General features: G+C 69.5%; 13 protein-coding genes. 1 reads left to right on the top strand and 12 read right to left on the bottom strand.

Annotation, left to right across the window (positions count from 1 at the left end):
• Position 1 precedes the first annotated feature (1 nt).
• The 4 genes from OXS27_RS04575 to OXS27_RS04560 all read right to left on the bottom strand — a co-directional run bounded on the left by OXS27_RS04575 (position 2) and on the right by OXS27_RS04560 (position 2,742).
• A complete protein-coding gene (locus tag OXS27_RS04575; RefSeq protein WP_267354801.1) occupies positions 2 to 328 on the bottom strand; it encodes a cupin domain-containing protein in 327 nt (108 codons plus the stop codon).
• Between the two features lie 92 nt (positions 329 to 420).
• Positions 421 to 864 carry a helix-turn-helix transcriptional regulator gene (locus OXS27_RS04570; RefSeq protein WP_267354513.1) on the bottom strand — a complete coding sequence of 148 codons (444 nt, stop codon included), beginning with the start codon at positions 862 to 864 and terminating at the stop codon, positions 421 to 423.
• 388 nt (positions 865 to 1,252) lie between these two features.
• Positions 1,253 to 2,200, bottom strand: coding sequence for an alpha/beta hydrolase (locus OXS27_RS04565; protein WP_267354511.1), 948 nt, complete (start codon positions 2,198 to 2,200; stop codon positions 1,253 to 1,255).
• Positions 2,197 to 2,742: a phasin family protein gene (locus tag OXS27_RS04560; RefSeq protein WP_243921179.1), complete on the bottom strand. Its 546-nt coding sequence runs from the start codon at positions 2,740 to 2,742 to the stop codon at positions 2,197 to 2,199. Before OXS27_RS04560 ends, OXS27_RS04565 begins: the two co-directional genes overlap by 4 nt.
• 200 nt (positions 2,743 to 2,942) lie before the next feature.
• On the opposite strand from OXS27_RS04560, the gene OXS27_RS04555 reads away from it, so the two are divergent.
• Positions 2,943 to 4,610 carry an AMP-binding protein gene (locus OXS27_RS04555; RefSeq protein ID WP_267354509.1) on the top strand — a complete coding sequence of 556 codons (1,668 nt, stop codon included), beginning with the start codon at positions 2,943 to 2,945 and terminating at the stop codon, positions 4,608 to 4,610.
• Between the two features lie 17 nt (positions 4,611 to 4,627).
• Here the strand turns inward: OXS27_RS04555 and OXS27_RS04550 are convergent, their stop codons facing one another.
• The 8 genes from OXS27_RS04550 to OXS27_RS04515 form a co-directional block, all read right to left on the bottom strand.
• Positions 4,628 to 4,951: a DUF6285 domain-containing protein gene (locus OXS27_RS04550; RefSeq protein WP_267354507.1), complete on the bottom strand. Its 324-nt coding sequence runs from the start codon at positions 4,949 to 4,951 to the stop codon at positions 4,628 to 4,630.
• Positions 4,952 to 4,953: 2 nt separating this feature from the next.
• Positions 4,954 to 5,964, bottom strand: coding sequence for a phosphotransferase family protein (locus OXS27_RS04545; RefSeq protein ID WP_267354505.1), 1,011 nt, complete (start codon positions 5,962 to 5,964; stop codon positions 4,954 to 4,956).
• A gap of 3 nt (positions 5,965 to 5,967) precedes the next feature.
• Positions 5,968 to 6,735, bottom strand: a complete 768-nt coding sequence (locus tag OXS27_RS04540) for a glucose 1-dehydrogenase (protein WP_267354503.1) — start codon at positions 6,733 to 6,735, stop codon at positions 5,968 to 5,970.
• 1 nt (position 6,736) lies between these two features.
• Entirely contained in the window at positions 6,737 to 7,915 is a 1,179-nt protein-coding gene (locus OXS27_RS04535; protein ID WP_267354501.1) for an acetyl-CoA C-acyltransferase family protein, read from the bottom strand.
• 16 nt (positions 7,916 to 7,931) lie between these two features.
• Positions 7,932 to 9,137 (bottom strand): acyl-CoA dehydrogenase family protein, encoded by a 1,206-nt coding sequence (locus OXS27_RS04530; protein ID WP_267354499.1) that lies wholly within the window; start codon positions 9,135 to 9,137, stop codon positions 7,932 to 7,934.
• A gap of 164 nt (positions 9,138 to 9,301) precedes the next feature.
• Positions 9,302 to 11,251, bottom strand: a complete 1,950-nt coding sequence (gene mutL, locus OXS27_RS04525; RefSeq protein WP_267354497.1) for a DNA mismatch repair endonuclease MutL — start codon at positions 11,249 to 11,251, stop codon at positions 9,302 to 9,304.
• A gap of 50 nt (positions 11,252 to 11,301) precedes the next feature.
• A complete protein-coding gene (locus OXS27_RS04520; RefSeq protein WP_243921194.1) occupies positions 11,302 to 11,655 on the bottom strand; it encodes a hypothetical protein in 354 nt (117 codons plus the stop codon).
• Between the two features lie 94 nt (positions 11,656 to 11,749).
• Positions 11,750 to 12,736 (bottom strand): branched-chain amino acid ABC transporter permease, encoded by a 987-nt coding sequence (locus OXS27_RS04515; RefSeq protein ID WP_243921196.1) that lies wholly within the window; start codon positions 12,734 to 12,736, stop codon positions 11,750 to 11,752.
• Positions 12,737 to 12,750 lie beyond the last annotated feature (14 nt).

The raw sequence follows: 12,750 nt of genomic DNA, 5'->3' as shown, positions 1-12,750 counted from the left end.
CTTAGACTGTGAGCTCGGGGCCGAAGTGGATCGCCAGCCACACGGTCGGCGAATCCGTCCAATCAACCCGATGGCGACGGTGGGGCGCGATCAGTACCGCATCGCCAGCAGCAAGACGCCGGGATTCAGCCTCGTCGGCAAACCGCAGGTCGGCCGAACCGGCCAGCACGACAACCCATTCGGCGTGGGGCTGATCGTAGTGAAAGCCCGGCGGGCTCGCCTGCCCGGTCGATACGATGCGCTCCACCCGCAATCCCGGGACCGTCAGCAGCACGGACACGTCTTCGTCCGTCCCGCATGAGGGCAGATCGGCGAGCAGATGGATGATGTCTGCCGGCAGCACGCGAGATTGCCTCCGTTGCGGTTCCTGCCTTGGGCGTTGCCCGTTGCAGCCGCGCCGTCAACAGATGGCGACCGGTTTCAGGCGCCCGGCAGCGCGTCGCGAACCGCCCCCTGCTCCGCCGCTGCAGCCGTGCGGCCCTGACCGATACGCGCCGCCGACTTTACGAGGCTGAGCACATCGCGGCGCATCTGATCGTCGGCGATCTGATTGTAGGCGCGTAGAAGCTCGACGGCGCCGCTGATACGCAGCAGCGAGGGTCCATTCTCGGTCGTGCTCTCGGGCTCAGGATCGAAGAAGCTCGAAACCGGGACACCGAGCCGTTCGGCGATCGCCTGCAGACGGCCCGCCCCGACGCGGTTCTTGCCGGTCTCGTACTTCTGGACCTGCTGGAAGCTCACCCCAAGGGCGCTGGCCAGCGCCGATTGGCTCAGTCCGTTCGCCGCACGCAGGAACGCGATGCGGCTGCCGACACCATGATCGATCGCCGTGGTCTGCTTCGGCTTGGGGCTGGGCTTGGCCATCGTGGGTGTCCGAACGTCGTCTCTAGTTGGCGGGTGTGCGCAACTGCAACCCGAGCCGCCGACTACAACTCAATGCTGCGTGATCGCACGGCACAGATTCTAGCCTGCGCGCAATAGATGCCACAGCCAAGCCCGGTGTGCAACGAAAGGTCACGCTCGCGACATTTAAGATACCGAAAATGGTCTCCCGACCTGAGCGTCGACCGCGCGCGATCCAGCAGACATAGGCCGGCCGACTTATTTCATACCAATGAAACTACCGGGAACCTGCGTACGGAATATTTGCGCGGATGCGCAATACGGACGCTCTTTATCAATGCGTGTAGAAAATCGACTGTCGAATCGCCCGACTCAGCGGTATCCGCGGCAACCGGGCCGCGCACGGGCGTTACGCCCGCGCCGGTGGCCCGAGCCAGCGAATTACAATCGAGAGTTGTTGATCGTCCAGGAGCGCGGGGGCATGGCCGCAATCGGGTATCTCGACGCGCTCCGTCGGCGGCCCGCGCCGGGTCATCTCGTCGGCCGTGGAGGCGAGCAGCAGTTCCGAGTGCTCGCCGCGCAGCAACAGGACCGGGCACCGGATCGCGTCCCAGTCGCGCCACATGCTGACGCTGTAGACACGCCCGGGCCGGAAGGCGTCGCCGATCCCGGGGTCGTAATGAGGCCGCCAGCCGCCGTTCGGTTCCGGGAAGAAGCTGTGCTTGGCGATGTGCCGCCACTGCTCGTCGGTCAGCGGCCCGAACGCCGCGAGCACGGTGCGCAACCGCGACTCCCCCGAGGCGAGGTTGTGGTGCAGGCGTGGTGCATCGCGCAGGCGTGAGCCAATATGGCGGATCGGCGCCCAGGGCAGGAACGGGCCGATGTCGTTGATTACCATCCGGCGGATCGGCGTGTTGGTCGCGGCGGCCAGCACCATGCCGGTCAGCCCGCCCAGCGACGTGCCGACCCAATCGATCTTACCGGGAATCCGCAGGTGCGCGATGAGCGACGCCATGTCGGCCGCGTATTGCGGCAGGCCGTAGAGTTCCGGGTCCTTGAGCCATCCGCTTAGGCCGCGCCCCGGAAGGTCCGGGCAGATCACGCGGTAGCCCATCTTGGCCAGGAGATAGCCCAGCGGATCGAAATCCCGGCCCTGGCGGCTCAGGCCGTGCACGCAGATGACCACATGCGGAGAGTCAGGATCGCCCCACTCGACGTAGGCGATGCGGTGGAAGTCGTGCGGCGCGTAGGCGAGGAAGTCGCCGGTCCGGAACGGCACGTCGGCGCGGCTGAGATCGTCGAGCCGCGGCATCGGGGCCGTCAGGGCGGCCATGTCGACGGTCACGTCGACGGTCACGGCGTTTCGGTACGCACGGCCGCCTCGCGGGCGAGCCGGCTCGTGGTCTGATGGAGGTCGACCATCTGGTCGGTGAGCCGGCGCGCCTGTTCCTGCAGGAAGGTGACGTTGAGGGAAGCGACCTCCCGGGCATCGGCAGCCTGTGCGATGCGCTCCGCGAAATCCAGGTTGGCGCGGATGTTCGTGTCGGAGGCGACCAAGACTCGGTGCCCGATCTCGCGCATCGCCGCCAGCGTGTGCGCGGCGTTGTCCTCGAACGCATTGTAGAGCCGCGCCCCGGCGGCCTCCCATTGCTCGCGCATCCTGCGGGCTCCGGCCACGTTGCTCTCGCTCAGCTGGTGGGCGGTCTCCCGGCTGGAGCCCATCACGGAGCGCCAGCCCTGAAAGGTTTCGGACATCGAGGTCTCGAAGGCGTTGAGCGCCATCTCGCCGGCTTCGGCAAAGCGCTCATAGGCCTCGCGCGCCCGCGCCACGCTGCTCTCGGCCATGGCCCGTCCCGCCTGAACGGGCACCATCGGCAGGTTGTCGTTCCCCACGGTCACCGTCCCTCCGCCGGCCCGGATGGGCCGAGTCCAGAATATGGGCATCCGCCACGGCCGACGCGCCGTCAACCATGCGTCGTGACAGAAGCCGGCTGCGGCACCGGCCGAGTGCAGATCGGCGATTGACAGCAGGAGCCGGCGCGAAATCATCCCATCGCGGAGCGAACGCCACGCCCGCAGCCCGGTCAGAAGGCAAAATCATGACGGAGATTGATCCGCACCCTGCGCCGTCCGGCGAATCCGGCCGCCATCCGTTCGAGAGCGATCTCGATCGGAATCCGGCCAATTACGTGCCGTTGACGCCGGTGAGCCTTCTGGCGCGCGCCGCATCGGCCGCCGGGGCCCGGATCGCGGTGATCGATGGCGACCGGTACCTAAGCTACAGCGATCTCTATACGCGCTGCCGCCGCCTCGCCTCCGGTCTCGCGGCCCATGGCGTCGCGCGCCTCGACACCGTGGCGATCCTGGCCCCAAACATCCCTGAAATGATCGAGGCCCATTTCGCCGTGCCGATGCTCGGCGCCGTCCTCAATCCGCTGAACACGCGCCTCGATCCCGCGTCCATCGCGTTCTCCCTGGCGCATGGCGGCGCCCGCGCGCTGATCGTCGAAGCCGAATTTGCAGCGCTCGCCACGCAGGCCCTCGCGGAACTGGGGCGGCCCCTGCTGGTGGTGACGATCGGCAAGGCCGATATCGCCGACGCCCTCCCCTACGAAGCTGTCCTCGACGCGGGCAATCCCGATTACGCCTGGGCGGGCCCCGCCGACGAGTGGCAGTCGCTCTGCCTGCTCTACACCTCCGGCACGACCGGTGATCCGAAGGGCGCGGTCTACAGCCATCGTGGCGCCTACCTTCAAGCGCTCGGCAACGCCGTCACCTTCGGGCTCACCGCCGAGAGCGTGTATCTCTGGACGCTGCCGATGTTCCATTGCAGCGGCTGGTCTTACCCGTGGGCGAGCGTGGCCGCCTGCGCGACCCAGATCTGCCTGCGCAAGGTCGAACCGGCGGCGATCTTCCGGCTGATCGCGGCGCATGGCGTGACGCATCTCTGCGGCGCGCCGATCGTGCTCTCCATGATCGCGCACGCGCCGGCCTCGGAGCGCGTCGCCTTTCCGCAACGTGTGCGGTGCGCAGTCGGCGGGGCGGCCCCGTCCTCGACGATCATCCGCACCATGGAGGAACTGGGCTTCCAGGTGCTGCACCTGTACGGCGCGACCGAGAGTTACGGCCCCGCCACGGTCTGCCTTGCGCAGCCCGACTGGACGGACCTGGCCGACGCCGAACGCTACACCCGCATGGCGCGGCAGGGTGTGCCACTCGCAACCCTCGAAGCCGCCGCGGTGGTTGATCCTGCGACAGACCGGCCGGTGCCGCAGGACGGCACCACCGTCGGCGAGATCCGGCTCCGCGGAAACACCGTGATGAAGGGCTATCTCGGCAATCCCGGCGCCACCGCGCAGGCGCTGGCCGGGGGCTGGTACCAGACCGGCGACCTCGCGGTCTGGCATCCGGACGGGTCGGTCGAGATCAAGGACCGGGCGAAGGACATCATCATCTCGGGCGGCGAGAACATCTCCAGCCTGGAGGTTGAGGAGGTGCTGATGCGCCATCCCGCGGTGATGCTGGCCGCCGTGGTGGCGCGGCCCGATTCGACCTGGGGTGAGAGCCCGTGCGCGTTCCTAGAGGTCAAGCCGGGGGCGGAGCCGCCTTCGGATCAGGAACTGATCGCCTTCTGCCGTGAGCGGATGGCGCGCTTCAAGGTGCCGAAGACCGTGCTGTACGGGTCGCTGCCGAAGACCTCGACGGGGAAGATCCAGAAGTTCGTGCTGCGGGACCGCGCGCGAGGGCTGTCGGAGTCCTCGAAATAGTCGTGCCTCCGGAAGGCTCAGCCGCCCGACGCGCCGGGCTTCCAGACCTGCGCAGAGACCGCCGCGGCCGCCTCCAGGGCCGCGTGCAGGTCCGGATCGGCGTCGCGCGCACCGGCTCGGATCGCGTTGATCAGAGTCTCGACCGGCTCGGCAGCTAGGACATCCGCACCGGTCGCCGACAGGCGATCGGCCTCGGTGATCTCGCGGGACGCGATGCCGATCGCGTTCGCCACCATCAAGGCGACGTAGCGAGCGCGGCCGGTGAGGCCAGGCACGACCTCCTCGGTCAGGGCCCGACGCGCGGCGTCGAGGAGATACGCGCCGGAGGGATCGTCCCGCATGCTCATTGCCACGCCGCCGGAGCCGTCGCCCGCAGGATCGCCCGTTCCAGTTCGGGCACCATCCGGCCGGTCAGGGCCAGTTCGAGGGAGAACTCCCGGCCAGAGACGTGGCGTGCGCCCTGCTCCAGGGCGATCACCGCCCAGCGCAGATGCGCCAGCACCTCCCAATAGGCCACACGTGCGGGGTTGATCGCCCGTCCGCCTGCCTCCGCGTAGCCCCGGTAGAACGCCGCGCGGGAGCCGATGCCGCCGGCTTCCAGTTCGGGCCGGCCGAAGCGCCAGCAGGTGGCGCAGAACCAGCCGAGATCCTGCGCCGGGTCGCCCCAGCCGGCGAATTCCCAATCCAGCACGGCCGTGAGACCCTCGGCGTCGACCATGTAGTTGCCGGTGCGGAAATCCCGATGCACGAGGGTCAACGCCGGGCATGCGGGAGCGCGAAGCTCGCCCCAGCGCAGACCCCACTCGATCGCCGGGCGGCGGGCACCGATCCCGTCGAGGCTGGCGCGCAGCCGCGCGATCTCGGCCCGCGCCGGGTCTGGGTCCGGCGCGCCCAGGAAGGCCAGCGATGCGGGCAGCGCCCCGGGATCAACGGCGGCATGGATCCGCGCGAGTTCGCGGCCTAGGGATTCGGTCAGACGCTCACGATCGCCGCCCAGCGTCAGGTCCTTTGCGATGCGCGGCCCGAGCCCGACGCCCTCGACGAGCCCCATCAGCGCGAACGGCGCACCGATCACCGCGGGGTCGTCGCAGAAGCCGACCGGCTCGGGCACGCGCACGCCGGCGGCCCAGACCGTCTCCAGAATGCGGAACTCCTCGGCGCGGGATCGGCTCGACGCGATCGTGGCGGCGGCATCCATGCGCAGCACGAACGCCCGCTTCTCCCCGGAAAGACGACAGCAGACGAGACGATTCTCCTGGATCGAGCCGCCGCCGAGGGGCCGTGTCTCCTCGATGACGAGATCCGGGCAGCCGAGATGCCCGGCGATCCAGGTGCGCAGTCGGTCGTGATCCATCCGCTACAGGCCCGAGACGAGATGGCCACCATCGACCGCGAGGACGCTGCCGGTCATGTAGGCGCCGGCCCCGGAGGCCAGCAGCAGGAGCGGCCCGTCGAGCTCGGCCGGCGCGCCGAGCCGGCGCTGCGGCACACGCTTGATCAAGGCCTTACCGGGCTCGGATTCGAAGAACACATCGTTGAGTTCGGTCTTGATGTAGCCGGGCGCCAGAGCGTTGACCCGGATCCCGTGGCGCGCCCATTCAAGGGCTAGGCTTTTGGTGAGCTGGACGACACCGGCTTTCGAGGCGGCATAGGGTGCGAGCCCGCCGGTCACGCGTAACCCCAAGATCGACGCGATATTGACGATGCTGCCGCCACCGCCGTGCCGGACCATGCGTTTTCCCGTGGCCTGAGCGACAAGCCAGACGCCCTTCAGGTTGGTGTCGAGCACCGCGTCCCACTCCGCCTCGTCGAGGTTGAGGGCGGGCTTGGTCGCGGTGACGCCGGCATTGTTGATCAGGACCTGGATCGGCCCGAACCGATCCTCGGCCTCGTCCAGCGCCCGCTCGACGCTACCAAGATCGGTCACGTCCATGACGACGGCATGGGCCTGCCCGCCCGCCCGCGTCACGGCGGCGACCGTGTCCGCCAGGGCGTCGGCCCGGCGCGCGCACAGCGTCAGCCGCGCGCCCGCACGCGCCAGCATCCCGGCGAAGTGACGGCCGAGCCCGCTGGAGGCCCCGGTCACCAGCACGTGCTGACCGGTCAGGTCGAACAGATCCGTCATGTCAGTGCAGCCGCTCGAACGCCACCGCGATCCCCTGCCCGCCGCCGATGCACATGGTCGCCAGCCCGTAGCGTCCGCCGGTGCGTGTCAGCTCGTAGAGGGTCTTCACGGCGATGATCGCACCGGAAGCGCCGATCGGGTGACCGAGTGCGATGGCGCCGCCATTCGGGTTCACCCGGGCGGGGTCGAGGTCGAGGGCCCGTGAGACCGCACAGGCCTGGGCCGCGAATGCCTCGTTCGACTCGATCACGTCGAAATCCGCAGGCCGCAGGCCCGTCCGGTCGAGCAGCCGGCGCACCGCGGGGACCGGCCCCATGCCCATCTCGGACGGGTCGACGCCCGCATGGGCGTAGCCGACGATCCGGGCCAGGGGCTTGGCGCCCGAGCGCTCGGCCTCCGCCGCACTCGACAGGACGAGGGCGGCGGCGCCGTCGTTCAGGCCCGAAGCGTTGCCGGCGGTGACGCTGCCGGTCTTGGAGAAGGCCGGGCGCAACTTGGCGAGATCCTCGACGCTGGTCGCCTTGGGATGCTCGTCCGTGTCGAACGCCATCGTCTCTCGCTTGCGCTGGACCGCGACGGGCAGGATCTGATCGCGATACCGACCTTCCTGGATCGCCCGGGCGGCGCGGGCCTGGCTCTCGGCCGCGAACGCATCCTGCTGGCCACGGGAGATGCCGTAACGTTCCGCGATGTTCTCCGCGGTCACGCCCATATGGCCGGCGCCGAAGGGGTCGGTCAGCACGCCGATCATGTAATCGACCAGGGTGGCATCGCCCATCCGCTGGCCGGTGCGGCCACTCGTCAGGATATGCGGCGAACGGCTCATGTTCTCGGCGCCACCGGCGACCGCGATCTCGGCATCACCGAGCAGGATCGATTGCGCCGCCGAGACGATCGCCTGAAGGCCGCTGCCGCAGAGCCGGTTGACGGTGAGCGCCGGCACCTCCTGCGGGACACCGCCTTCGATGGCGGCGACGCGGGCGATGTAGGCGTCCCGCGGCTCGGTCGGGATCACGTGGCCGAACACGACGTGGCCGACCCGCTCCGGCGCCGTGCCGGACCGCCTGAGCGCCTCCGCCACGCACAGCGCCCCGAGCGCGGAGGGCGGCGTGCCCGCGAGCGCGCCGCCGAAGGTGCCGATCGCGGTCCGCACCGCGCCTGTGATCACGACATCGGTCATCGTCACGCTCTCCACCTCAAGCGCCCACCGGCCAGGACCAGAACGCATCGCCCTCGGCCTCCAGGTTGCGGTTGAGCACCATCTTGTGGACCTCGTCCGCCCCGTCCACCAGCCGCGCCTGCCGGGCGTAGCGGTAGATCCACTCCAGCGGCGTATCGGTGGAATAGCCCCGGGCGCCGTTGATCTGGATCGCGACGTCGGCGGCCGCGTGGATCAGATTGGCCACGTGCACCTTGGCCATCGAGACTTCCTTGCGGGCGAAGCTCCCCTGTTCGAGCGCCCAAGCGGCCTTCATCACCAGCAGGCGGCCGATCTCGATCCGCATGGCAAGGTCTCCCAGCATCAGCTGGATGCTCTCGCGGTCGGCCAGCCGGATGCCGAAGCCGTGGCGCTCACCCGCATAGGCCCGGGCGATCTCGACGCAGCGCTTCGACAGGCCGAGCCAGCGCATGCAATGGGTCAGACGCGCCGGGCCGAGGCGGATCTGCGTCAGCTTCAGGCCGTCGCCCTCGTTCATCAGGACGTTCTCGGCCGGGATCTCGAGCCCGTCGAACTGAAGCTCGCAATGCCCGCCATGCTCCTCCGGCCCCATGATCGGGATGCGCCGCAGGATCTCCCAGCCGGGCTGGTCCCGGTGGAACAGGAAGGCGGTCAGGCCTTTTCGCGCGTCGTCGGAGGTGCGGGCCATCAGGATGAAGTGGGCAGCCTCCTCGGCACCGGTGATGTACCATTTACGACCGGTGACCACGTAGGTGTCGCCCCGCCGCTCGGCCCGGGTCTGGATCATGCCGGGATCGGAGCCGCCGCCAGGGTGGGGCTCGGTCATGGCGAAGGCCGAGCGTACGTCGCCCGCCACGATCGGTGCCAGCCAGCGCGCTTTCTGCTCCGGGGTGGCGACCTTCTCCAGCACCATCATGTTGCCATCGTCCGGCGCCGCCGAATTGAACACGACCGGACCGAAGATCGAGCGGTTCATCGCCTCGTAGCAGACCGCCATGCCGACCTTGTCGAGGCCGGCGCCCCCGGTCTCCGGCTTCAGCTGAAGGCACCAAAGCCCCTGCTCCCGCGCCAGACCGCGCAGCCGGGCGAGTTCCGATAGCGCGATGTTGCCGTGGCCGTCATAGGCGGACGGCTCGGATTCGAGTGGCAGGATATGGGCATCCACGAAGGCCGCGATCCGCGCGCGGTATTCCTCGACGCGGGGCGAGATGGTGAAATCCATGGGTCGCGGCCTCTGGCGAATGCCTGTGCGCGGTCTTGAAGAGCGCCTGCCAACTCGGCCTGGCACCCTCGGCTGTTCTCTCTACGATCTGGCCTTGTCCAGGCAACCGCGAGGTGAGACGAAGTACGGTAGCTGTTCGGCGCCCTACAGCCGAGAGTGACAGGTCACCGCCGGCCGAACAGCCGCTCGATGTCCGACAACTTCAGCTCGATCGAGGTCGGGCGGCCGTGGTTGCACTGGCCGGAATTCGGCGTCGCCTCCATCTCGCGCAGGAGCGCGTTCATCTCTTCCGGCCTCAGGCGCCGGCCGGCGCGGACGGAGCCGTGGCAGCTCATGCGCGAGAGTACCGCGTCGAGCCGCCGGCCCAGCGCACCGCCCTCCGCGGCGGCTGCGCCGCCCTCCTCGTCGCCGCTCGCTTCGAGGGCGTCCAGAATGTCGGTGACGAGATCGCGCACCGACGCCCGGATCAGCGCGGCCGGCACCTCCCGGACCAGAACGGCCCCGGGCCCGAACGCCTCGATGGTCAGCCCGAGCCGCTCGAGGTCCGGCGCGGAAGCGACCAGGCGGTCGGCTTCTTCGGGGTTCAACTCCACCACGTCGGGGATCAGCAGTCCCTGCCGGGCGATGCCGCCCGTGGCCCGCTCGGCCTTCATCCGCTCGTAGACGAGGCGCTCATGGGCCGCGTGCTGATCGACGATCACGAGGCCATCGCGGGTCTGGGCGAGGATGTAGGTCTCGTGGATCTGCGCGCGGGCCGCCCCGAGGGGATGATCGATCGCCTCCGGCGCCTCGTCGAGCGGCCGGACATCCGCCTGCGGTGGGGCCGCCAGCTCCGGCCCTGCGAAGGCGGCTTGGGGCGCCTCCGCGAAACCACCCGCCTCGGACAAGGCATAGGCCGACTCCGCGGAGCGTGGCGCCGGTCGCCACGTCTGTGAGCCGCGGTAGCCCGCGGGCGCCGCCACTGAGGGCGCTCCGGCCGCGAACGGGCCAGGCCGCGTGGGCTGGAACAGGCTCGGCGCGGCCTGTCCGGTATGGATCGCGAGCGCCGGTCCGGCGGGACGCAGGGCGTCGAGGGTCCGCGCTGCACCCGTGGTGGCAGAGCGGGCGCCGCCCCGGCGCAGGGCGTCGTGGATGGCGCTGACGATCAGCGCCCGCACCAGTCCCGGCTCGCGGAAGCGCACCTCGGTCTTGGCCGGATGGACGTTCACATCGACCCGTTCGGGATCGCACGTGATCACGAGACCGAGCACCGGGTGACGGTCCGAGGCCAGGGTGTCGGCGTAGGCGCCGCGCACGGCCCCGAGCAGCAGCCGGTCGCGCACCGGCCGGCCGTTGACCGCGAGATGGATGTGGGTCCCCGCGCCCCGGTGGTAGGTCGGCAAGCCGACCTGGCCGGTGACCGCGAAGCCCTCGCGGGCCAGCGAGACCGGCAGGGCGTTGGCGGCGAAGTCCGGTCCCAGCACCGCGGTTAGCCGGCGCAGATCCGCCTCGGGCCCGGTCTCGGCCGGCAGGACCAGGGGCTGGGCAGCATCGGCCCGCAGGGTGAAGCGGATCCCGGGCTGCGTGACGGCGAGCCGCCGCAGGGTTTCGGCAATCGCGGCGTTCTCGGCCCGGTCGGACTTGAGGAACTTCAGCCGAGCGGGGGTCGCGGCGAACAGCTCGGTCACCTCGATCCGGGTGCCGCGCTGCGCCGGCGCGGGGCGGACCGGACCCTTCAGGCCCGCTTCGACGATCAGGCTCGCCCCCGCTTCGGCCTCCGGCGTTCGGCTTACGATGGCCAGCCGCGAGACCGCGCCGATCGAGGGCAGCGCCTCGCCGCGGAAGCCCAGCGTGTCGATCGCCGTCAGATCGCCCCCGGGGAGCTTCGAGGTGGCGTGGCGCTCGACCGCGAGGTCGAGGTCGTCCGGATTCATGCCGCGCCCGTCGTCGACCACGCGGATCAGCCGGCGGCCGCCCGCTTCGACGGTCACCTCGATCGACCGGGCGCCGGCATCGATGGCGTTCTCGACCAGTTCCTTCACGGCCGAAGCCGGGCGCTCCACCACCTCGCCCGCGGCGATGCGATCGACGAGCACGGGGTCGAGGCGGCGGACGGAGTGTACTTGGGTGGACATTGCCGGCGACGATAGACCCTCGCCGGCCTCGATCCAATCGGCGGCGTCGCTCAGGCGCGGTGCCGCGTCCCGCCGAGGGAGATCCGGCTGGCGCCGGCGCGCGTGCCGTGGCTCGGTGCCGCGTAGGGGCGGCGGGACAGGTCGTACAGGGCGTTGCCGACGACCCCGGCCGCCCGGCGCAGGGTTGCACCCTCGCATGTCGCGGCCACCCGGACACCGACCTCGTGCGTGTGGCTACGGCCGTAGAGCCACACGGCGAGCCGGGCGCGGGTCGCCTCCGGGATCCCGTCGAGCAGGAAGGCGGTGTCTTCGTGGTCGGCTTTGATCAGGCGTCCGACGGTCTCCGGTGGCACCGGGCAGTCGTGCGCAGGATCGTCGATGCTGAGGGGACGGACCTTCGTCATGGCGGACCTGACTGCTTTGATGCGTCAGGTTCACCGGTCTTGGTTAACGAAGACTGACCAGAACCAGAAACCGGCGGTCGCGCGCCGGCCCAATTTACAACGGCCGTCGCACCACACGGGCGATCAGACCCACGATCCCCTCCCGGAACAGCAGCACGCACAGCACGAAGACGCAGCCCTGAATGATTGTCACCCAGGCGCCGAACTGGGCGAGGTAGGTCTCCATGGTGACGATCACCAAAGCGCCGACGATCGGCCCGAACACGGTGCCCATGCCGCCGACCAGGGTCATCAGCACCACCTCGCCCGACATCGACCAGTGGACGTCGGTGAGCGAGGCGAGCTGGAACACGATCGCCTTGGTGGAGCCAGCGAGCCCTGCCAGCGTCGCCGAGAGCACGAACACCGCAAGCTTGTACTGGCTGGCCCGGTAGCCCAGCGAGATCGCCCGGGGCTCGTTGTCGCGGATCGCCTTCAACACCTGCCCGAACGGCGAATGGATGATGCGGTAGATCAGCAGCATCCCGGCCATGAAGATCACGCAGACGAGGCCGTACATCGCCCGGTCGTCCGCGAGGCTGATCACGCCGAACAGATTGCCGCGGGGCACCGCCTGGATACCGTCCTCGCCGCCGGTGAACTTCGCCTGCAGGGAGAAGAAGAACGCCATCTGGGCGAGCGCGAGCGTGATCATCGAGAAGTAGATGCCCTGGCGACGAATCGCCAACGCGCCGAAGACGAGCCCGAACAGGGCCGCCGTGGCGGTTCCGCTGAGGATCGCGAGTTCGGGCGTGAAGCCGAGCTGCTTGGCCGTGTAGGCGCACAGGTAGCTCGCCATGCCGAAATAGGCGGCGTGTCCGAAGGAGAGCAGGCCGCCGTAGCCAAGCAGCAGGTTGAAGGCGAGCGCGAACAGCGCGAAGCACAGCACCTTCATCAGGTAGACGGGGTAGAGCACCAGCGGCGCCACGATCAGCAGCACGGCGATGCCGATGAAGATCAGGCGGTGAAGCGCCTTGTCGTCCCGGGTCGTCGGCAAGGCTGCGGCGATCGGGGCGGCGTCGATGGCGGCGGTGTCGGCCATGGGTGTCGAGCCTC

This window comes from Methylobacterium sp. GC_Met_3 (genome assembly GCF_026540775.1).
In the GTDB taxonomy this organism is placed as follows: domain Bacteria; phylum Pseudomonadota; class Alphaproteobacteria; order Rhizobiales; family Beijerinckiaceae; genus Methylobacterium.
This window is presented reverse-complemented; position numbering and strand designations above follow the sequence as displayed.